General features: G+C 32.9%; 17 protein-coding genes. 1 reads left to right on the plus strand and 16 read right to left on the minus strand.

The genetic code is table 11. The features are described from left to right. The first annotated feature begins 5 nt into the window (after positions 1-5). Positions 6-215 (plus strand): hypothetical protein, encoded by a 210-nt coding sequence (locus BUB70_RS00690; RefSeq protein WP_073117765.1) that lies wholly within the window; start codon positions 6-8, stop codon positions 213-215. 249 nt (positions 216-464) lie between these two features. On the opposite strand, the gene BUB70_RS00695 is transcribed toward BUB70_RS00690, so the two are convergent. The 16 genes from BUB70_RS00695 to BUB70_RS00770 all read right to left on the minus strand — a co-directional run bounded on the left by BUB70_RS00695 (position 465) and on the right by BUB70_RS00770 (position 22,998). Then, positions 465-896, minus strand: coding sequence for a DUF6943 family protein (locus BUB70_RS00695; RefSeq protein WP_073117766.1), 432 nt, complete (start codon positions 894-896; stop codon positions 465-467). Between the two features lie 1,464 nt (positions 897-2,360). Further along, positions 2,361-2,810, minus strand: coding sequence for a type II CBASS E2 protein (locus BUB70_RS00700; RefSeq protein ID WP_084730125.1), 450 nt, complete (start codon positions 2,808-2,810; stop codon positions 2,361-2,363). Positions 2,811-3,111: 301 nt separating this feature from the next. After that, positions 3,112-3,819, minus strand: coding sequence for a cyclic GMP-AMP synthase DncV-like nucleotidyltransferase (locus BUB70_RS00705; RefSeq protein WP_143155212.1), 708 nt, complete (start codon positions 3,817-3,819; stop codon positions 3,112-3,114). Positions 3,820-3,837: 18 nt separating this feature from the next. Further along, positions 3,838-4,839 carry a CBASS cGAMP-activated phospholipase gene (locus tag BUB70_RS00710; protein ID WP_159431400.1) on the minus strand — a complete coding sequence of 334 codons (1,002 nt, stop codon included), beginning with the start codon at positions 4,837-4,839 and terminating at the stop codon, positions 3,838-3,840. A gap of 13 nt (positions 4,840-4,852) precedes the next feature. Continuing rightward, entirely contained in the window at positions 4,853-5,461 is a 609-nt protein-coding gene (locus BUB70_RS00715; protein WP_073117768.1) for a hypothetical protein, read from the minus strand. A 156-nt stretch (positions 5,462-5,617) separates the two neighbouring features. Continuing rightward, on the minus strand, positions 5,618-7,630 hold the full coding sequence (brxL, locus tag BUB70_RS00720; protein WP_073117769.1) for a BREX system Lon protease-like protein BrxL: 2,013 nt from the start codon (positions 7,628-7,630) through the stop codon (positions 5,618-5,620). Between the two features lie 3 nt (positions 7,631-7,633). Further along, positions 7,634-10,165, minus strand: a complete 2,532-nt coding sequence (gene pglZ / locus BUB70_RS00725; RefSeq protein WP_073117770.1) for a BREX-1 system phosphatase PglZ type A — start codon at positions 10,163-10,165, stop codon at positions 7,634-7,636. A gap of 1 nt (position 10,166) precedes the next feature. After that, the gene (gene pglX / locus BUB70_RS00730; protein WP_073117771.1) at positions 10,167-13,934 is read right to left on the minus strand and encodes a BREX-1 system adenine-specific DNA-methyltransferase PglX; all 3,768 of its coding nucleotides are present in this window, start codon (positions 13,932-13,934) and stop codon (positions 10,167-10,169) included. 3 nt (positions 13,935-13,937) lie between these two features. Then, entirely contained in the window at positions 13,938-17,450 is a 3,513-nt protein-coding gene (brxC, locus tag BUB70_RS00735; RefSeq protein ID WP_073117772.1) for a BREX system P-loop protein BrxC, read from the minus strand. A 7-nt stretch (positions 17,451-17,457) separates the two neighbouring features. Beyond that, positions 17,458-18,048, minus strand: coding sequence for a BREX protein BrxB domain-containing protein (locus BUB70_RS00740; protein ID WP_073117773.1), 591 nt, complete (start codon positions 18,046-18,048; stop codon positions 17,458-17,460). 3 nt (positions 18,049-18,051) lie between these two features. Further along, positions 18,052-18,642, minus strand: a complete 591-nt coding sequence (locus BUB70_RS00745) for a BrxA family protein (RefSeq protein ID WP_073117774.1) — start codon at positions 18,640-18,642, stop codon at positions 18,052-18,054. A gap of 185 nt (positions 18,643-18,827) precedes the next feature. Continuing rightward, the gene (locus tag BUB70_RS00750; RefSeq protein ID WP_073117775.1) at positions 18,828-20,090 is read right to left on the minus strand and encodes a DUF2130 domain-containing protein; all 1,263 of its coding nucleotides are present in this window, start codon (positions 20,088-20,090) and stop codon (positions 18,828-18,830) included. A 69-nt stretch (positions 20,091-20,159) separates the two neighbouring features. After that, positions 20,160-21,170, minus strand: a complete 1,011-nt coding sequence (locus BUB70_RS00755; protein WP_073117776.1) for a helix-turn-helix transcriptional regulator — start codon at positions 21,168-21,170, stop codon at positions 20,160-20,162. A gap of 382 nt (positions 21,171-21,552) precedes the next feature. Next, a complete protein-coding gene (locus tag BUB70_RS00760) occupies positions 21,553-22,476 on the minus strand; it encodes a HipA domain-containing protein (RefSeq protein WP_073117777.1) in 924 nt (307 codons plus the stop codon). After that, complete coding sequence (locus BUB70_RS00765) at positions 22,469-22,804, minus strand: HipA N-terminal domain-containing protein (protein WP_073117778.1); 336 nt, start codon at positions 22,802-22,804, stop codon at positions 22,469-22,471. The genes BUB70_RS00760 and BUB70_RS00765 overlap by 8 nt, the downstream gene beginning before the upstream one ends. Continuing rightward, on the minus strand, positions 22,801-22,998 hold the full coding sequence (locus BUB70_RS00770) for a type II toxin-antitoxin system Y4mF family antitoxin (RefSeq protein ID WP_073117779.1): 198 nt from the start codon (positions 22,996-22,998) through the stop codon (positions 22,801-22,803). Before BUB70_RS00770 ends, BUB70_RS00765 begins: the two co-directional genes overlap by 4 nt. Positions 22,999-23,022 lie beyond the last annotated feature (24 nt).

A 23,022-nucleotide genomic window follows, 5' to 3' on the forward strand; every position in this document is an offset into this window, starting at 1 on the left:
AACTTATGAACATTCAAGATAGAATTACACAACCGACACCAAAGTTTTTCAGAAAACTTAGAAATATTGGATTGGCTCTTGCAGCTGCAAGTGGGGCCATTTTGGCTGCCCCAATTGCATTGCCTGCTGCAGTGATTAGCATTGCAGGGTATGTAGCAGTTGCCGGAACGGTAGCCACTGCGGTCAGTCAAGCTGTGGTGTCAGATAAAAACTAAAAAGCTATGGGAAATCTTCAATTAAAATCAACTGTATTTGGAGGTACATTGTTTACCACCCTAGCGAATATCAAACTACACGATGTTTACTTCACTATCATCATGGCGGTGATTGGAGCGGTGGTCAGCTTTTTTGTCTCCCTCCTGTTACGTAAGATTTTTAAGAAGTAACTTCTAGTTGTTAGCCTTTAGCTATTGGCTTTTGGCAAAATATTAAAGTCTCCTGGTCTTTTAGATCAGGAGATTTTTTTATGTGTTTATTTCATTTTTCTTTTGAGAAAAACAAGATTGTATATAAGCTTGTTTTAGTTGGTCTATTTTAGAAAGCATTTGTGTAAGCCTGATTTGTTCTTGATTTAGGGTTTTAATGATTTGTATATGTTTAACAACCTCAGCACTCAAAGACAAACCATGTTTTAAGGTCTTAGAACAATCATTTATGCCTATAAATGGAATTACACTCCCTTTTAAATAATAGGCGAAAAAACCGCCTATTTGAAGCATTATTGATAAATGAAATAAAGTGTTTTTATCCTCTTCTGTTGTGGTGGTCACCACAAAGCAGTTCGGACAAGGATTGTAAAGCGGTTTACCGCTGTTCAGTCCTTTGTTTAAAATAAAAAAGTGTGGTTGGTCGTAGGTCATCCCTACTCGGTGGGTTTTGATTTCAAAAAAGTGCATAGCTATCCAATTAAAGTTGCTACACTGCGTTCCGCAACAATATTTTTTTGGAGAAAAAAGATGCCTATATCATTGTTGCTGTGGCAGATGCTGTCAAGGTTTTTGGTAAAAAGTTTGGTGTATTATGTTGGTTGATTAAGAAAATACTTTTCAAAGTTTTTTTCAAAACCCATAGGGCTTGACCTTGATAGTGTTGAGCGTTGGCTGGAGGAAAGCAACGATATTTGCATGCTTTTTTATTTAAATAATTTCTCTCTTTAAAAAGGCATAAAGCAAGTGGTTTGTAATGCAACGCAGTGGAGTGGAAAACCTCTTGCTGTGGGGTGCTGAGATGGGTAAATTTTAAACAATCCAATGATATTAAAAGTTAATACCGACCGCAAGCACATGGGAAATTCGAATTGTAAACTTTCGTTAAATTAAAAATGAGATTTCTTTTAATTAATGAATTTTCATTGGACTGTAATGAGGTAAAACAGCCTTGAGCCAAACGGTGGGCATTGGTTGCAATGAGAGAGGAACGAACGGTTTGCGAACACTGACCAAGCGATAGCGAGCCGCCTTGCGAGTGGAGCAACGGGTGGTGCAAAAAGAGCATGAGGTACGAATGTGGTTTGCAGCTATGTGTGGAGTTGAAAGGCAGGTTTTTGTATTTTTTCAAACAAAAACCTAGAGAGAAACGGAACAATACACAAGGGTACCGAATTCATTGCTAGAGCCTGTATGTTGGATGATGTGGTTGGCAAAAAGGCGGAGGCAACACAATCAAGTACCCGCAGCCCGTAGCGACCTGCAAGGCGAGCTAAAATTATGGCAATGGTTGGCTGTGTTGTGGCTGAACGAAATGAACCGAAGCCATGAGTGTGAATGAAGTTAAGTGACAAAAGCAGACAAAGGAATTGCCGTGAGGACTGATTGAGGAACGCAACAACCGTGACAAAGTGCCTTCAGGCACATGGAATGTAAAATAGCTCTTTTTTTAAACATTAAAATTAATAGAAGTGCTTAAAAAAAGTGCTATTTACTTTGGCGGGGTTGTTTGCTGACGATTGAAGGAGGAACACCGCTTTACCGTGTATAAATTCATCTATGTATAAAGATTATTTGACATTATTATATCTCTAATATCTTAAATTTTAATTTTTTATTAAAATACAATTGATCGATATACCTCTGTAAATGAAGGTCTTTGATTATAAAAACTTCTTCATCTGCACATAATTTTTTAAACTTCGTTTGATTTTTTAAATAAGTAGCACAAATATCTAACTCATCACTAGAAAAAACTCTTTCATTTAGTAGTTCTCGATACTCTAAATATTCTCTAAACTTCCTTTCGTGTAAATAGAGATTAAATTTTGAATCTCTTGTGATTTTTCTTCTATCTCAATTTTAATGAGTTTAAATTCTAAATATTAGGAATAACTCGATTTTAAGACTGTCTGCTATAAATAACAGGCTGTATTATTTTGAGATTTTATGAGGTTTAAATGGATGTTCCCATTTACCTGATATTAGGTATAATTCATAATAAACAAACCATTCTAAAGCCCAAGGAATAATAGTGTCATGAATGCTGTCTTTTTTTGAGTTCCAATAAAAATTATCTGTTTTGGGATGATATAAACATAAACAATTATCCTTTGGATACATATGAATGTCATCGTGATATTCTATCAAAGGATCTACAACAAACACTTTTGGACTAGATATAGCATCGTACACAATTTTAACAGTATATTCTGTTGAATACTCAGTAGGTTTTATTTTACCTATACATACTAATTTTCCTTGTTTTATTGAACAAGACAAAAAGCTATAAGCTGCTTCTATTATTTTTTTCTCTCTAATCAAAATAACTCTTAAAGGAAGGTTTTGATTTTGAGACTTAGCTCTGTTTTTATGAAACTTCATGACCTCCAAAGTTTGTATGAGGTTTGTTTTTCACCCCAGATGTATTTAAATTTAAATCCCCATCGCTTTGTGCATATACATTACCTGCTAAAATATTCGCTGAAACTGCTCTTAAAGCTGTTTCTTTAGCATTGGTATCCTCATCTGCTCCTAATGGAAAATTATCTCCTAGATGTTTTCTCCAAAGCTTGCTCGCTTTTAATTGATTTGACTCTTGATCAATAGCCTTTTTAGCATCTTCTATAAAGTTTTCTAAATTGGTTAAAAAATTATTTTTTCTAACACTATCATAACTATCAAATTAATCATCTCCTGGTGTTGCAGGAACTACACATGTAAAATCAGCTTCCAACACTTCTTGAATCTTCATCAATGTTTCTTTTAAAGAAATATCATCACGTTCATCCGTAATTAAATTTTCAGCAGCTAAAATTGTCATGGCTAAACCACTCGGCATTTTGTTTCTTTTGTGATCTCCCCAACCTTTTAGATATTTTACAATTCTATTCAATTGGTCACTTTTACTTTTCTCTTCTTTGTACCAATCCACTACCTCTTTTGGGTCACTTTCTTCAAAATCATTATTCTTAACAGCAATTGAAGGATGGTCATCCTCCTCTGGAAATATATAAACGGGAAAGTCTATATGGTAATCCTCTTTGTAAATGACTCTTAAACATTTTGCTCTATGCTCTACAGGGGTTGTTGTAGCACCGTCTAGTGCATCTTTCACCCATTTTTGAAGTGTGGTAGCAGTTACATCCGCTTCTCTTTTAAAATAGACTCCATCATCCAAATCACATTCATTGTCTTTGGTTAAAATAGTTGTCCCCATTTTGTAAGAACCTTGAATGTAAAATTCAGGTTTGTACTCTGGGTGTTTGTCTTTAAAATATTTACGAATTCTAGTCCTTAATACTTCCTTAGAATCCTTTAATTTATCACGTTTGGTCTTTTTAATCGTTAGATTTTCATTATAATCTAAAAATAGTTTGTTACAGTTTGCCATTCCTTTTTCTTTTAAAATTTATTTATTACTTAGATTTTCCTCACAAAAAAATTTCATTACCTCAGCACCTTCTATCTGAAATTTCCTTGCAGATTTTTCAGATAATGATTTTAATATCACTGGATCAGTATCATCCATTTCAACTTTAAAATTATGATTGAAGTCTATATCAATACGCTTGTATATAAAGTCTTCATGAAATTTATTTAAAATGTTCACAGAGTTATGAACCAACTGAGATTGACTTTGCATAAAAAGTTCTAAAATTCTTTTTTTATTGATCCAATACATTGTTGACCACATTTTTTTAGACTTTGCTTCTTCATACTTATATTGCCCCGTACCCAAAGACAGTAATTGGACATTTTCTAACTTTTGTTCTAGTCTAGTTGTGGCTTCAATAATTCCTAACATGCTTGGATTGTTTGCATATACCCCACCATCTACTTTATTAGAAAAATCTTCTACTATTTCTGAATCTATACGTTTAAACGTATTAGAATAGGCATTAAAATAAGTTGGTGCTGCAGCCGTTGCCATGGCTGCCATAAACATTGGTACATGTTTGTCTATCATTAAATCACTTGTATGTGGGGTTTTTAATACTTGTGTGCCACCATCTAACAAATTGTATATTGGTATTAATAATTTTACTTTTTTTAAAGCATCATTTATTCTAGGATCCTCATCCTTGTCATGGTACTTTTTAAAAATAGTTCTTATTAAATTTTCTAAAGCTCTATTATTATATTTAGGATTCTTAAAGCAATTATAGCTTTGAGAACCAAAAATTATTTTCGCATTTTCCTGATAAAGTTTTAATATTTCTTTTGCAGGAATTCCTAAAGACAATGCTAAAGCAATGATTCCTCCTGTGGATGTACCACATATTAAGTCAAAGTGTTTATGTATTTGTCCCTCACCTATTTCTTCTTCTAAACAGGTTAAAAACTTAGCAGGAAAAATTCCCTTAATACCACCTCCATCAATACTTAGTATTTTAAATTTCTTTTCAGACATCTTTGTGATTTTTTTAATTGAATAATTCCTCTGTGTTTTCTTGAACATTAAAATGTTGAATTACTTTTTGTTTGTCTAAAGCTTTGACAAATTCATCAATTTCATCCACTGAAGAGAATACCAATAAAAAACCTTTGGTATCCATAAATTGATTGCTACTAGATACCAATTCATTCTTATTTTGAATGATTAAGTACATTTGTCCATCGATAATTTTAGCTCTAAAAAGGTAATTTACGCTAAAATCGAACTGCCATTTTGAACCATAGTAAAAAGCAACAGGACTGTTGAATTTTATATGCTCCATTGTTTTGTCTAAAGAGGTAACGTTGTTCTCAATCGCTGTTTTGGACCAAGTACTCAGCTTGTCTTTGGCCATAGATAAAGAGGTAGTAAATTTATCAATGTCTTTAATGTCTATGCTTAAAGCTATACTTTTTGTATAACTCTCTCTAGAGTATACATCAATGTAGTAGGTGTAGTCTCCTTCTTTCTTCCCTTTAGAAGCGTTGATATCGAATTCTTTACCATCTAAATACGTAGAAGAATAACTACTTATTTTTTCTTGAGAAAATCCTGTGAAAGTAATTAGGATTGCTAAAATTGTCATTGTTTTTTTCATGTCAATATTTGTTTGAATTAATAATGACACAAAGAAAGGGCTTAGGTATGCAATCTATTTTCGCAACTGAAATAGACTTAAAAACCCTATACAGTAAACTGCATAGGGTTTTTAAATATCACTATTATTTTGTAATCTAAACAAACATTATTGTTATCATATTTTCAAGTAAGTCATCTCACAAGATTTACATTTTCTTCTATTTTGATCTACATCTGCTATGTTAAATCGTCCTTCTATTTTTTCAAAAATATCCAAGCCTCTACCTAAAGTAATCTTCCACCCATTATCAGCTGCAATAAAACGATCATGATGATGTTCTAATCTATATGTTAAGTGAATTCCTAATTCTTGAACCGTTTCTGCCAGTTCTTCTAAATAAGCGATTGAATCTTGTTGGTATTCTTCGTTATTCCATGTTATAACTTCTAAATTTATTTCTACTTCAGGATCTTTATTATACCCTAACATCACACAAAATTCTAATAAATTTTTAAATTGATAAGGCAATCGGATATAAGGATCTTGTAATGTAAGATTAAAAGCTCCTTTTAAATAGTTTGCAAACAATTTTTTATAAGAAATTCCCGTTTGGTTGTCCTTTAGAATTTGTTGATGTGGTTTTAAATTTAAAATAGGTTCTTGACTAGTTTCTTGTGTTGTTTGTTCTTCTTCCTCTTCTTGTACCTGGAGCTCTGCCTTATAATTTAAATTTTCTAAAGTTTCAGAAATCACTACTTTACCAGAACTATTGATTTTATAAGAAAACTCCACTGGCTCTGCCTTGAACGTTTCATCTATAATATACAATTGATCTTTGACACGTTTACGTCCTTCCATACAAAAATCAAGCACTACCAAAGCTTCTTCTTCTGAAACTTGTTTATGAGGGTACAATAACTTCATCATTCCAGAGAATGATTTACGAATAGCTGTTTTATCACGGGTTGTTAAAGAACCGTCTAAGATTACATATTCATCTAAAATGGTTGCATAATCATACTTTCTAAGTTCACGGAGCAATTCTGCTATGTAATCCACAATAAAACCATACTCATTAGAAAACACGTTACTTTTTAAAATACGCACTTCCCAACCTGGTACATACATGTGCATACGATCTAAAAAAGCTCCTTTTATATAGCCTTCAGGAATAGATTCGAACAGGTGTGAGTTTTTTAACATGTAAGGAACATTGTGTTTGGTGTTTCCTACAAAGGCCATAGAAGCTGTTGCTTGGTAGGTTTCTTTACCACGGTTAAAGCTTTGATTCGCCATGTAGTTCTGCATGATTTTTACCAAATCTCCATCCGTTCTTTTAGAACCTTTTTCTTGTTCAAACTCATCCAAGGCAACTACATCCCAATACCCCACTAAACCAATAGCTCCTCTTCCTGTATTGTTTACAAACAAACGAGCTTTGGATACATCTCCTCCAGAAACCAACACACCATGTGGAGATAATTCAGAAAAGATATGTGACTTTCCTGTACCTTTAGGTCCTAGTTCTATAAAATTGTAATTATTTTCTACATGAGGAATCAAACGAGACAATTGAATAAACTTATCTCGTTGATTGAAATATTCAGGTTTTAACCCAATACTGTGCATCAATAAATCCGTCCATTCACTTGCTGTAAAAGCTGCTCTTTTATCTATATATTCTTCCAAGTTAACATTGGCAACTTGTATTGGTTTTAAATCAACTACTAACCAACGGACAGATGCTTCTTCATCATGAGAATAAGCCATGGTTAAAATACACCATACTCCTCCTCCACTTAATAACTTAGGATTGTTGGAAACCATGTTTTCTGCAATAGGAATTTTACTAATCCCTAAATTGGCAAACTGAGCTTCATACACATTAGCAGCACCATCATTAAGATGAACATTTATTTTGTCTATAATTTTGTAGGTTCCTTGAGATCTAATTTTGTGTTTTACTGTTTCAGCATCGGAACGGTGTACGTAATTATCTTTAATTACGGTACGTACTTTATCAACCCCTTGTTTAATGATTTCTTCATCATCAATGGCACAGTACTGTCCTAATAAAAACTCTAATACATAAGCAGGCACAGGGTTATTTCCTTTGACCAATGCCGTTAAATCTTTACGTACTACCTTTCCTTCAAAATGAAGAATTATTTTTTCTTTTAATTCCATAGTCTAAAAATCTTGTGCTATCGAAGTGTTGTTTTGAACCCATTCCTCAATCAATGGATTTAGTTCATCCTCAACATCAAATACTTTTAATTTTAACATATTCGTTTCAGCTGCTACTGCCGTAATAATCAACAACACATTGAATAATCTTTCTGAAGGAGATTCTGATACTTTATTTAACTCTAAGATTATTTCGTTAGAAACTAACTGATTGTCTTTGTATAATGCTACTCTTACACTACGTTCTTTTTCTAATTTAGAAATCTCATTTTCTTGTAAAATATTAAATTTCAACACATTAGAAACTATCGATAATTTTCCTTTATTTAAAATCGTAGGCATTACTTTTTTAGCAAACTCCACGCGTTTTCTACTACTCACAATTACAGGAGTTACCAATTCCTGTAAACTAGCACCGCCATGTACAAATTGATGTCCCACTCCTGATTTTCGATATCTATTTACAGAAAAAGGTGTGGTAACATACACCTCATCATCAAAAGCTGTTGTTAATTTTAGTGGAAATGTGTACCCTAACTCCTGGTTATGATCTTCTTCGGTTATAAAAAATCTATTATGAGAACTCAAAATATTTTTAGGCAATGCTTCTAGAGCTTTGTCTTCTATTTTTTCATCTGTATATAAAAAACCATGATCTGCCGTTATTAGCACATTGGTTACATTGTAAGAACTATGAAGCATCTTTACAAATTTAGCTAGTTCATCTTTAGCACTTTCTACTGCTTCAAACGTCCTACGTTCAGATACTCGTTTGTCTCCCGTAGCATCAATTACATCGTGGTAAATATACACTAGGTTGTTTTTAAACAATTCTCTTGCTTCTTTCTGAGATAAACTATCTACTTCGGTATATTGAATTGCTATCGCTTTTTCTTTGTAAGCCTGTAAAATTTTGGTTCGATTATCTGTTCCAGATGTTGACAAATCATCACTCAACACCTCTCCATTGTTAAATGATTTGATTCCTGGTAATAATTGAGCCATACCTATATTCGTTTTAGAAGGAATTGAGGCTAATTGATATTTTATTTCTGCTGTGTTTTTAGAATCCCCATGCATTATGGCTAACAAGTCTACTGCAGCTTCGTAACGCAATGCATCTGAAATGATCACTACTAGTTTTTGATTTACAGTAGCCACTTCATTTTTATAAAAATCATACTGTTTGGGTACTTTTAATTCTTTGTAATCAAAATGTATTTGATTTAAAGATTGTAACCAAGTCCTATTTTGTAGATCTATATGTTTTTGATATGTTTCATTTACTGTTCTAAAAATATCTTCTGTTGCAACACTCTTTGGTACTTCAGCCAGGTCTATTTTTTTGTAAGCCAAAATAGATTTTCTATACAAACTGTCTATTTTGTATCCTGTTTCTGTGTATGCATGGATATAATCTTCCGTGTTATTGTAATGGTAACTTTCTATTTGTTGAATTTCTTGCGAAAATTTTAACACATGACGTAACCAAACAATAGTTTGTCTTTCAGTATTTTTAATTTCCTGCTGTAAACTTAACCTGTTGATGATTTCTAATACTTCTGATGTTTGGGTATTTAATTGCAACGTAATTACCTTTAATACTTCCCACACTAATTGTGGTGTATAATATTGAAATTTGGTTTCTACTCCATAACACTTAACCAGTTGTTGACTTTGAATATCTTTATCTAAATGCAACAACAGAGTTTTGAATGGTTTTTCTAAACTTTCATTATTCTCTATTTCTTGCCACCATTGGTTCGTCTTAATAATACTTGTAGCATCATTTATTTTTAATTTTTGGTAAGGATCTTCTTTGGCTAGGTTGCTGTTTTGAGTAGTATAATTGTACCATAAACTACATATTGCCTGTCTGCATATAGTTTTACAAAATTCTGTAGCATACAAGTTGGTATACTTATTTATTTGCTCCAAAAGGATCTCTTCTAAACCATTAGCTTTTATTTTATTCTCAACCGTTTTAAACTGCTCTTGATATTCTTCTTGAGACCAAATACCCAATTTGGTAATGATTGAATACCAATTTTCTGTTTTTTTAAACTTTAGAAATGCAGATAACAAAGCTCTTTGCAAGTCTTTTTCTTGAAAACTACCTGATGTTAACACCGGTTTGCAAATGTTTTGTACAGAACTGTATTTTAGCTCTTTGATGTATTTGCTCACCAACCTTTTTTGATTGCGTTGCAAACCAAATTCTTCCATAAACGTACCCACGTTATCTAACTGTAACTCTTTGTTAGCCAACAATAAGCCCATTAAAGGAAACGCATGATAAGCTTCTTGGGTATTGGGTTGTGCTAAAGGTACATACAAGAATATTTTTTCATGTTGCATTTCTTGAGTTAACTGATATTTTAATACAAAAGGATTGTTTTCCCAGTACACCACCTTAAACACATTGGTTGACAGTTTCTGTACTTCTTCCAAAAACTCTTTTTGTTCATCAAAAAAGAACAGAATTTTTAGATCTGGGAAATTATTAAAATAGGTAAGTGCTTTCTCTTCTATCATACTACTTTATCTTAGCCACTACAGTTTCAAACTTTTTGTAATTTACAGTTACACCATCGTCTAGATCTAAGACAATTTGTGCATCTGCCATGTCTTTTAATTCCACATCATAGTTTTCACATTCTATCAATTGTTTGCGCAACAGGTCTAACTTTTTATTTTCTGCTGTGCTTAAATTGGCTGAATTCTTTTCTAACACCGTTATTTCGGATGTTATATGATTGATGTGTTCTAACAAATAATTGGCACGTATTTTTTCTACGGTAAAAGCATTCATACGGTGCATGTATACCAATACTTGAAACGCTCCTTTGGGTGAACTAAACAACCAATAAATAGGTTTCTTTTTATATCTGCTACAATGATCTTTGTAAAAGTCTTTTACCAAATATTTTTCTAAGTCTTTGTTTAAACAATCTTGTATAAAGTTGCTGTTTTCTATACGTGTTTCTGCTCCCCACAAGGTATCTAATAAGTGGTTTATTTGTTGCAAGGCATCGTCTGGAAAATTGCAAGCGGTTCCCATTATAGGTATGATAGCATCTTCGTCTATGATGATTTCTTGCTCATTATAACTGTAACTAGCCAATTCTTCTTTGGTAGGATTTGGATGTGCAATGTTTAACCCTGGTTTGTCTAAACGGTAACGACCCATAAATACACCCATAGCATAAGAAATAAACTGAGCTATGACTTCTGCTTTATTAATAGGTAGTGCTATAGCTTCTGCACCTTGTTCTTTAAAAGTGACTTCTAACTTTTCTAAATCTTTAGCATTTAGTTCTTCTTGTAAAATGGTAATGTCTTTTAAGGCTACTTCTGGAGTTAACTCCTCTTGCAAGCCATAAATATCTATAAAAATACGGTTGAGTTCTTCTTCATTGGCATGTAACTGAAAAAAGTCTTTGGTTACATTTTTTTGCCAAGCTTTATAACTTGCTTCTAAATTGGTTTGGTTGTTTAATAAAGGAGACTGTTCAAAATCCCATGAGGTTTCTTTTGAGTCCCAGTCTTTTTTTGATACATTAATATTCTTTACTACCAAACCTTTAACCCAATTTTCTTTAAAATGTAATATTGGTATTTTCTTTAAATCACCTACTAAAAAATTAAAAGTTGGATTAAATACTAATAAAAAATATGAGACAATTTTACTATTCAAAAGTCCCATTAGATATTCATCAATTATAGATTTTGTAAACAAAGCACTACCTCCTCCTCCAAAAATAGAATTATTCATAAACCTTACTGCAAAGGATCCACTACTTATACTAGACCAAGTAATACCTTTTTTGAAATAATATTTAATATTTTGGGGACGAGATTTAATTGAGCCATCAGGATTTCTATAGTTCTTAATTTCATCTCCATTATTTTCCCATAATACTATTTCATCAAAATAGCCATACCACTTTTTCTGACCACCACCTTTCAAATACGGAAACCACTTGTAATCAGTATTATCTCCTTTTGAAAAAAAACTTATTTTATTCTTAACTACTTCATGCCATAATCTGACAAATCTTTCATTATTACATGTATCTAACCCTTTTACCGCATTTCCAGTATCATTTAATAATTTTTCATTCTTAAATTGATTATAAATATTCTCACTCACCCAATACGCAATAGGGCTGCCTGGTATTTTGGAAAAGTTGGTTTGGGGGATGTTTGGATAAAACAACTTTTTACCATCTAAAGTTCCATTTTTTGGAATCTCTGTAATACCTTCTTCACCACGGTAGAGATTGAAATCGTATTTATATTTTTCTTTTCCATTGCTATATAAAAATAGCTTTTCAATGTCTTTGTATTGAATGTGTTGAAAATTACGTTCGTGTAATCTAAAGTAACTACCCAAAGCATTTTCAGACTTAGTTTTTTTAATAGCAAACGCTACAGAACCAAAGTCAATTCCAAAAATACCACGCCCCATATGTAGTAAACTATCAAAAGTGAAATTATCTAAATAGTTCTTTCTGATTTTTTCGAAAGAAGATAAAAATAACCAAGAAGGTAAATTAATCAATGCAAAACGAGAATTATCTTTAGTCATGTTTGGTATCACCTCCATAAAAATCGTCATTAAATCAGATTTTGTTGTTGGATAATGCGTATTTACATAATTTTTTAAATCCGCATTCATACTCTTTTGTCCCATGTAAGGTGGGTTTGCTACTACAGACGTATATTTTTTTGTTAAAGCCAACAATACAGGTATGTAAGCTTTGGCTTTTTGCAAAATAGCTTCTAGGTTAAAGTCTATAAACTCTTGCTTGGTTAGTGTAACATAACGTTTTGTTATAAAGTCTCTGGCTTCTGTACTTAGGTTGAACTGCATTACAGAACCTAAGTTTTTGGCCTCTTTCATTATTTGTAAAGCTGTTGCCAACTCATCCGTATAAACCTCTCCTTGTTCCCCTAAAAAGTCACGAATTTCTTCGTAGCTAAAATTTTCAGCCTCGGGCATGGCATGCACATTGGGTAGCCATGTAGTTTCCCAAACTTTAGGATATACTTTGGCCGCTTTTAGTAAAATGGCAAAATTGGCTAGTTGGGCTGCTCTATCATCTATGTCTAAACCAAATAAATTGTTTTTAAAAATGGCTTCTACAGCCTCTTCAGGCTCGTAGTATTCCTCCATGTACATTTGGTAAATTAGGCTAAAACCTTCTACTAAAATGTGACCAGAACCACAAGCTGGGTCTATTAGGGTTAGGTCTTCTACGGAGTTTATGATTGGTGTGTTCTCGATACGCTTCGCACTCGAACTGACAATATTTTGAGATGCATTCTCTGAGTTCTCGATACGCTCCGCACTCGAACTGACATTTTGCAATTCGAGTACACTTCGACTACGCTCAGTGGCCTCAGTGTCATTACTGTTCTGAGATTCTGAAACAAGTTCAGAATGACGGGAACCGTCTACCAAATATTTCATGCTGTCCTTTAATGGACTGTTAGGGTTTTTGTCTAACCAAATTTTACCAGCTGTGTTTTCTACCATGTATTTTACAATCCAATTGGGTGTAAAAATTTGTGTGGCTGCTGGTATGTCTTTCGCTTCGGCTTTTTTGTTTTTTTTAAAAGAAGCAAAAACTTCATCTTTCTTTTCAGAAATATAAAACTGATACAACCAACCAATCAATTCTACCTTTTGGTAGTCTTCATCAGCAATGGCATCTGTGGTATTTAGTAAGTGTAAAAAACCATCGTTTTGCAACATGTTGTCTGGCAACAATAGCTCGGTATAATCATCTATTCTACCAAATACACGCTGTAATGTTGGGTGGCTGTGGCAGTAGCCTTTTAACAAAAGGGCAAAAATTTCTTGATCTTTGCTGTAGTCTGTCAATATTTTTTGCAAACGAACTTGTTCCTCAGCTTTTAAAAAACTGTATTTCCCCTGACGAGCTCTTTGTAATAATAATGGTGTATGTTCTAAACCAGGAGTGTTTTCTAATTGTGGTTCTTCGTAGCCATTTTTTGCCAAAATACGCAATGCCATGATGCGGTTGAACCAAGTATAAGCAGCTTCTTCTACCACTGCCTCTACCCCTTTTTTATCTATGGCTTTTGCCAAAGCATGCCACAAGGCAGGTACCGATGCATCATCAAAAGCTTGTCCTCTAAATATATATCCTCCAGATACTTTTTGTGGTTGTTCTAGTAGGTCTCCTTTTTCTGTAAAGCCCCAATACAACAATTGTTTGGCTACACCACGCATTAAAATTTTACGAGCTTCTTGAGCAAATGTTTTGGTATTCATAGCTTATTTAATGATGATGTTTTTATTCTTTTGTAACAACTGTAACATTTCTCTACGGAGTTTTAACAAATAAGCCTCTAGTTCTTTTTCGTTGGTAATTACTGATGCTCCTTTGCTTACATAATAGTTTTCAGTTTCTGCAACCTTATCACCTACGGCTACAGGAGTGGCTTGTACTATTTTTTTTAATTCTGTTGACTTAAAGTTATTAGCCTCTAAATATTTGTTTTTTAAGGCACCAAGACTCGTTGTATTTTGAATTCCTTTTAATATGTATTCTTCCTCAGCATAGTGTTGTGTAGACACTTTTCTTTTTTCTGCTTCAGAATGCAATTCTTTAAACAATTCTTGGTAGGCATCTATTGTTTGTTTCTGTAACTCTTGTGCTCTTTGTTCTAAAGCCGCTTTTAATTCTTCAGCAGCCTTTACAATGTGTCTAAATTCTTTACGAGGATCTTCTAAAATAAAAAAGTGGTTTATTTTTTTAACTTTTTCTATTTCCTCATTTGTCAATAATTTGAAATTTTCATTATTCTCGCGAACAAAATGTTGAATATCTATGTACTTTGCTATTTTACTTTGGGCAAATTCTTCAATGGATTTGGCCTGATCCATTTGCTCTTTTAGCAAAGTCTGCTCTTCAATTATATTTTTGAATAATTTTTTAAGATCTGTTATATGTACCCATTGCTGAAGCGTACTATTTACTTTTGAAAAGATGTTGCTAAACGGATATTTGGCATATTTGCTATATAAATTTGTATTCCTTTTTTCTTGAATTCTAAGTGCTGCAATTAGATCATCGTACAATTTATTTTGATCTGTAGTAACCTGCTCACCTCCCAATACTTGATTAAAGATGTTTTTATAAGCATTTACAACCTCTACTAAGGTTTGTTGATCTATCTCTTCACTAGAAATCACTTCACAAGAAGTTCTTTCTGCTGTTGAAACCGCTTTATTGATAAAATCTACACGATTGTAACGCTCCTGTCCCTTGTATTTAAACTCACGTTTTTTCTTTTTCTCTAAATGTACTAATATGTCTAAAACGGCTTCAAAACGCCAACCAAAAGGTTCTTTTTGAAAATAGTTGATTAGATCATATACTGTAATTTGGTTGTTGTGTTGCGTAATAAAATCATTGACCAATTGCTCTGCAGGATCTAAAGTATCAAACAAAACCTGTGCATCTGCTACTGACTTTTTTAACTCTTGCTGTGTACGTGCATACTGAGTAGATAAAAGATGTTTGTTGTATATACCCCCTAAATGTAATTGAATGACATTGCTAATACGGTCTGCAACCACAGTTCCATTTACTTCACTACTCTCTACGAGTCTATTTTGAGATACAAAACGAGTTTCTGTTAATTTATCCTTAAAAATTAAGGTTAGTTTTTTTAGCAAGTCATTGTTACGTTCCTTAAACTTTTCGTTAGTTCTGTTTCTATCTCCTGTTCCACCACCAGGGTTTGTTAAAAAGTATTTTTCAGTTTGGCAGTACCAATCAAACTCTTTACGCAAGGTTTTATCGTTGGCAAACCATTCATTTGCAGCAATAACTAAGTCTTTTTTGTTAACATCTAAGGCTTTTTGCTCTAAGGGAGTGTTGTCTAACATTAAAACGGATATGTTAAAATCTCCATTCCTCAAAAACTCTTTCCCTTCAACTCCATAACCTACTTTAAAATCATTTTGTCCAAATGTTACTTTCGCAGAAATACTCATTAACGGCCTGATCAGTTTGTCAAAAGTTGTTAAGCGATCCTCTAATACTAGAATTTGACCACTAATGATTTTTTGCACATCCATTTCGTCTTCGTTAAAAAAGAAGAAACTTCCTTTTTCTTCACGAATAATGCTTTCCTCTACCAAATGAGACAATACTTGATTGATATTTTTTTGGAGTTCTTTTTTATTTTGATCCAAAGTATCCATTAACAGCACTCCCAGGTTTTCTACATTAGAAGGGAATGTTTGTCTTTGGTTTTCTAACAAATTAGAAATCATAAACAATACTTTTACTACACGTTTGGCAAAAGGATTCTTTTGGACATACGGTAATTGCATGGCATTTTCTATTGCCTTAGCACCTCTATTGGTTAAGTTGGTTTCTAAAGATTTATTGTAAAACGCATCAAAAGGCATAAAACCACCTACAGGATCATTGGCATGTTCCTTGGCAGTAAAATGGGTAATCCCTAAAATAGAACGCTCGTTGTCTTTTACTTGTTTGATAACAAATTGTAACTGTTGAAAAGCTTCGAATACATGAGCTATCAACTTAAATTGATAAGGAATAAAAGGATAACCAATAATGAATTCATCTTCTGATCTATACCCTTTGTACAAATCGTGATTGATCTTGAATTGGTTTTCTATATAATCCTTGTTCTGATGAAACAAGTCTGTTAAATACTCAATCCCATTACTATTTTTATCTAATACCCTACGTTGTGTTATGTAAGAAGCATCGTTACTCTGTAAAGAAATACGAGTATCAAAACGACCTAAAATCTTCCCAAATTCATCATTCACATCCGTTACACCCTCAGAACTTTCAGAAACTTCGTCTAAGGTTTGTTGTGCTGTACAGGCAATCCAAACTTGGTTGTTACAGTCGTTACTTACACGCTCTATGATGTTCTGAAAATTTAACAGAATTTCTTTATTAGTTCCTACATATTGAGAAACTTCATCTACTAAAAACAGCAAACGGTAGTCTTTGTCTTTTGTTTTTAAAAACTCTTGAAGTTCTGGGATTAAACTAGCTTTGATCCCAATTTTAAATGTTTCGGGATTAGATAATTTTGTATGCAAAGCCACTTTGTCTATTTCTGGGCATAAATCTTTTGCAATGTCTAAAATATCTTCTAACTGAAAAGCAGCCGCTTGAGCAGCATCTTCCTCCCAATTAAAACCCGTTTCTTCTTCCACCTTAATTTTAAACTCCTTAAATACTCCTTTTTTGTCTAGCTGCTTTTCCAACAACAAAGCCAAAGGAATATCATTAGAATTGTAGCCTCTAAAACGATTGAACATGTTTAGGAAAATACGTGTTAAACGCTCTTGATCTCCATCGTCTGTTTCATCCTCAACATTAAACATGATATTGTCTGCACTGGTAGACAATACTTTTTTCTTTAACAAACGAAGATTGCTAACCGTAATATCTTGATTGGCATCTACAGCCATCTCATCATATTCATCATTCACCGCTTTTTCAAAAGCTGTAAATGCTATTTCTGTAGTTTCCTTATCTAACAAGTAATGTACATATTTGATAAAGTGTGATTTCCCCGAACCATAATACCCATTGATCCAAATACCAGTTTTTCCAGATTTTTGATTCAATACTGTATTGATCATTATATACAGTTTTTCAATCAACTCTTTGGTAAACACATATTCTTTGATCTCAGCATCAATAGTACTTTGATCTTTATTACTTACTACAACCGCAGGATTGATTTCTCTATCAATGCTTCTAGCATATATTTCTTTTAATAACATCTTTTTCTTATTCGTTTATTAGCTTGATTGCTCTGTATAAATTTTCATCTTTTAACAATCCAAAAAGAGAATAGTATTCTTTTGCCTCTCCGGGATAAAACATAATCAGTTTGTAACCTTTCACATATTTTTCAAAATTGTTAAAGAACCTACTTGTGCGTATGTATGGGAATGCATTTCCAAAACCTTTTAAAAAAACATAAGATCTTTGAAAATTATCTTCAATTGCTAAATGCTTTTTAATTTTAGTATTTAAATATTCTAAAAACTTGGGGTCGTAGGCATCTTTAAACAGAGACTTTTCTACAGCATCCTGTTTGTCTTTTTCACGTTGCATGTAAAATTCAAACTTGTTGGTTTTTGCCATTTTAGCCTGTTTTAAATACTCCAAAAATTCTTCATAAATATCTAAAATCATCACATCTAAATAATTTGTAGGACGATGTAATCTGTTTTTGATATCCTCTATTTCTTGATTTATATGATATTCTTCTTCAGCTTTGTACACGTACATATAGGCAGGAAAAAATAAATTTCCTGTTTCAAAATCTTTGAAACCATCATCAGCTAGCTTGTCGTATAATTCTGATATTGTCATCTATTAATTGTTAAAACAGGCTTCTATGAACCAAGATTCATTATTTGCATTAAAATAAGTCCAAAAAGATTCCGAAACTCCATAAGGTTTGATAAGCTGTTTGTCTTTTAACAACTCGGCATCTTTTAAAGCTTTTCTGTATTGAGTGTTTATTTTTTTTAACGTGGATGCAGACCAAGAAGCAACCTCTTCAGAAGTTGTTGTTAATTCGTCTAATCTCATTTGAATTTTATAATCATCTATAAATTCTCCCAACTTTTGCATACGAACTGTTGTATTAAAATGTAAGTCTAATACAATTGGATATGTTTTTAAACATACGTAAAACAATGCAAGTTTGGTTTCTTGTGTATTTAAATTTTGGAAAAACTCCCAAAAACCTTGAGGCATTGTTTTATATCTACGGATGATTTCAGAAACAATCCTTTTTCTAGCAGATAAAGTATTAACACTTAATATTTTATTCTCTTCAATATCACTCTTCAACAACTCTATAAAATCCTCATGTAGCAAATATGCTCTAAGTGAGGAAAATTCATTAAAGAATATTCCCCCAGCTGTAAAATTTGCATCAAATACTATTGTCTTGTTCACTTTTGTATTTTAATCGATATTAACTATTACTATAACTCGTAAATATACAAAGTACCTCAAAAATAAGCGCTGTTATTTGATGCTAATTACGTAGATCTAAACTCAATTCCACACAAAAACAGCTAAATAAAAGAATCCAAGAGGTTTATAAAAGAAAACCCCTTGGATTTATATATACTAATGATCTACTCAATTACTAACGTTTCCTCTGAATTCAATTCCAAAGCCGCAATACTTTGAATGGCATTCCCGGCAATCCCTTTAATAGAAGCATGCATGTTAATTGAATTGTCTGTTACTTTTTCGATTTGTTTTTCACGCTGTTTCCAAATGCGTTTCATTGCATTTTTTTCACTATCCAAATCTTTTTTCATCTGAGTAAAACCTTCAACAATTCCCTCCATTTGTAAACGGAATTCATTACTGGTTAAAAAGCTATATAACAAACTCATTTTATCACCTTTGTTTTCTTGATTTTGAAGCACTCTACTCCACTGAACTATAGATTGTCTAAGGACTGAGCACAAACCTTTAAATTCTTCAAAAGAACAAATCCAAATCCCTTCTTTCATCCCCATTCTATCCATATCTGCAGGCATTACTTCTGTAACCAATACACCTATATTGGCCCCCTTATCTCTAATATCATTTTTAAACTTTTCTATCCAAGCAGGTTGAAAAGCTTTGGTGCGTTTGCTTTCATAATAAATGGTTCCGCAATTTACTAGCTCTCTAGTATTTACGGTTTGAATACAATCTGCACCGTTTGCTCCTTTTTTAATTTCATCAATACTATCTAAAGGAAATTGGCTAGACAACCACTCCTCAATAGCTAGTTCCATGACCTCCCCTTGTAATTGCATAGATCCTTGCTCTTGCTTACGTTTCATTTCCTCCGTAAGCTTTTTTTGATCTGCTAACTGCTTTTCTAGCTCTTTCATTTTCAACTCATTTTCCTCAGAAGCCAACCTTTTAATTTTTTCTTTTTCAGCTATCAGAGTTTCAGAAAGTTGTTTTTCAGCTTCAAGCTTTGCCTGTTCTTTGGCTTCATCCTTTTCGCGTTTTAACTTTTCTATCTCTGCTTTAGAACGGTTTAGTTCTTTTACTTGTTCAGACTTTTCTGCCAATTCCTTTTGCATGCTTTTTAAACGTTCTTCATTTTCATCGGCTAGTTTTTTAGACAATTTCACTTCTAACTCCCTTCTAGTTTTCTTTTCAGCTACCTCTAAACGCTCTTTAAACAATTCGTTCTCACGTTGTTTCTTTGCTTCGAATTCATCTTTTTCTTTTTCCAAAGCCTCCTCCTTGGCTTTTTGATCTTTTACCAATTTTGCTTGCTTTTCCTGAAACTCTCCACGAATCACTTCTTCTAATTGATGTTTTAAGATGTCATTTACATCTATTTGACTCCCACAATCTGGACACTGAATACTAGTATTGTTACTCATAACATATGATTTTTAATGATTACCCTACAAAGATGAGATGTAGGCATGAAATGTAATTGCGTATCAAAACTATTTACTTTCTAAAAGTTCCTTCTTTATAAAATCAGGCTCAATAACCTCTACATCATTTCCAAAAGAAAGTAAGGTTTGATATAATTCCCGGTTAGGGATTACGTTAATAATAATGGTTCTGTTTTCAGGATCAGTTTTGTCCATTCGTTGGCTTGCACCATGTATGGGTTTTGTGGACACATATTGAATTCTTGAAGAAGAAAAACGAAGTTTGATGTCTATGGGTTCAATATCATTAGGTTTGGACACCCCTATGATTTCGTCAAAATAATCTCCCCAATCTATTGTATTTGGCAAACTATTCTCTGTAGTTTCAGTAATTGAAACAATTCGATCTAATGCTAAGTTGGTGATTCCCGTATAGTTTTCACCCTCTTCGTAACCAAACAAAAACCAACGGCTATTGTATTGTTTTAAATGATAAGGATGTACTTTTCTGATATAACTAGTTTCACTAGCAAAGGTTTTATATTCTATATTTAATATTTTTCCTTTGACTAGTTGATTGTACAATTTCCCTACCCAAGATTGTCCTGTGTAATCTCTATTAGTTTCGTAGCTAATTAGTCCACTATAATCTTCGTGCACCAACTCAAAAGCCGATTGGATTCTAGGAAATAATTCATCTAACCAGTTAAATTCTTCTCTATTTCTATACCTGGCTAAAATCGCTAAAGTGTCTTCTAATTGTTCCTGGTCTGATTTTGATAATAATTGATTTCCTAAAGCATACTCAGCTTTAGCATACCGAAAGACTTTCTTTTTCCCTTCATACAACCCTGTTTGAAAAACAGGATACTGATCTACATCTATATCTTTGGCAATGTCATTTTCTATGATATCACGAATAGAGTCGATATCATTTTGAATTGTTCTTTTAGATACTTTTATTTCTAATTTTTCTAAAATTACTTGTTCTAGTTTCTCAAGTGTATACAATCCTGTTCTACTTGCAAAACATTCGTCTAGAACCGTTATCCTTTTTTGGTAATTTTTGTTTTTTGGCATATCTCTCTACAGCTCATGTACGGAAATGTACAACTGACCACAATTTTAGCTAAATATACAAAGTCATTCCCATAGATTGATTGGTTTTGTTGATAATTGATAAGGATTTTTATGATTTGTGTGGGTAGGGTGTATTTTTGGTAGTTTGTAGTTGGTAAAAGGACTGTGAGTAGTGAGTAGTGAGTGGTGAGAAAAATTAGATTTTCTTTACACTATAATTCATCTATTATCTTCTTTTGCCTTGTATGTGAACTTGTAATTGTAAGTATTATCTCTTCATTTCGTCTTGATACTTCGTCAAGCTAGAAATGAAATGAAGAACTATCTTGTAGCTAGTATCAAGTAGTTAGTGAAAAATAGAAGGATTGAATAATTAGTAAATTCATAATATCTTTGAAAACCTATCTTCTAACAATTCTATGTATTTCTTTTTCATCTCCTCACTTAAAAAAGATTGATGAATCAAGTCTGTCGCTATAGATTTCTTTTTAGAAAAACGTTTGAATACTCCAGAGACTTGTTTGGGTGTTAGTAACAGATTTTCGCCAATTTTTTCAAAATCAGATTTATTTAAATTACTTTTTTTACCACAGATCGTTAAGGCAGATTCTTCTTTGTCTGCTGGATTTACAATGGCTACATTTAACAAATCATAAGCTGGAGCTAATTTCCAACTCCCTTGCTGCTCTATCATGGAAAAGTTTTTTAGATGCATGTCGTTGTTTCCTGTTAGGTAAGAAAATACCACCATTTCAAAAAAGAACAATTTGTCTAATTGGGTGTTGGTTGCATGGGTATGTAAAGCTTTTCCTATGCGTTCTATGGAACTTCTGTATTTATCAAAAGCTTCTGTGATTTGGAAAAAATCTAACATATGAATTTTATCTCCCTCCACAGTTCTGTCTATACGTTTTGTGATGTACGACAATTCTCCAGACTTTAAACGAATCAAACTAGAAGGTACTACCTGAATTCCGAAAGCTTCCGCTATTCGCATGGTGACATGCTCGTTTTCGGGCATTTCTTGGTAATCTTTGTTTGGAGGTTTGAATATATAATTCCCACCCAAAGCCCCTACTACTGTTAAACGAGAAGTTGTACTGTTAAAATCCATCGATAATTTAGGCTGGACTCCTGGTACGGAAATGTTTCGCTGTATAGTTTCTTTGGCTAAACTTTCCATTTCTTCAAAAGAATACTCCAATACTGGTGAAGTCTTGGTTCCGAAAAACTCAAGACTACAAGTGTTATGAAAATCTTTTTCCTCTTTGTCTAATTCTTGATAACAATACAAACACTTATTCATCTGTTTTACTGTTTAAAGGATGAATACTTACCGCTCCAATACAATTGGAACAACAAGTTAATAATAAACCCATTCTATCATTTGGATTGATTTTCCAATTCTTTGTGGCTATTTCTAACAACCAGCCTTCGGGAATTAAACCTTCGAAAAAAGGAAACAATCGTTTTTCTTTGTAAATGGTTTCTTTTACCGGAAAAGAAAAAGAAATGAATTGTTGAGGATATTGAGTTATGTAATTTTTATCGTACTCAAACCAATATTCTCCTTCGTCTGTTTCTGTTAACACACCCGCATGTATTTCTTTGTATAAAACGTTTGCTTGCCTCATGAGTTTGTTATTTTAGTTGGCGTTAGTTCATGTCCAAACATAGCCAAAACAAGGTTTACCTTGTCTAGGTTTAAATTTGTTTTCCCTTGTTCTATTTTACGAATTACCGTTAAAGCCACCCCTACTCTATCCGCAAACTCTTCTTGAGTTAACCCGACTTCTTTACGTTTCTCTTTGACAAATTCAGCAAGCATGATTATATGTTTTTAGATATACTA

It is taken from the genome of Wenyingzhuangia marina, from assembly GCF_900130035.1.
GTDB classification, from domain to species: domain Bacteria; phylum Bacteroidota; class Bacteroidia; order Flavobacteriales; family Flavobacteriaceae; genus Wenyingzhuangia; species Wenyingzhuangia marina.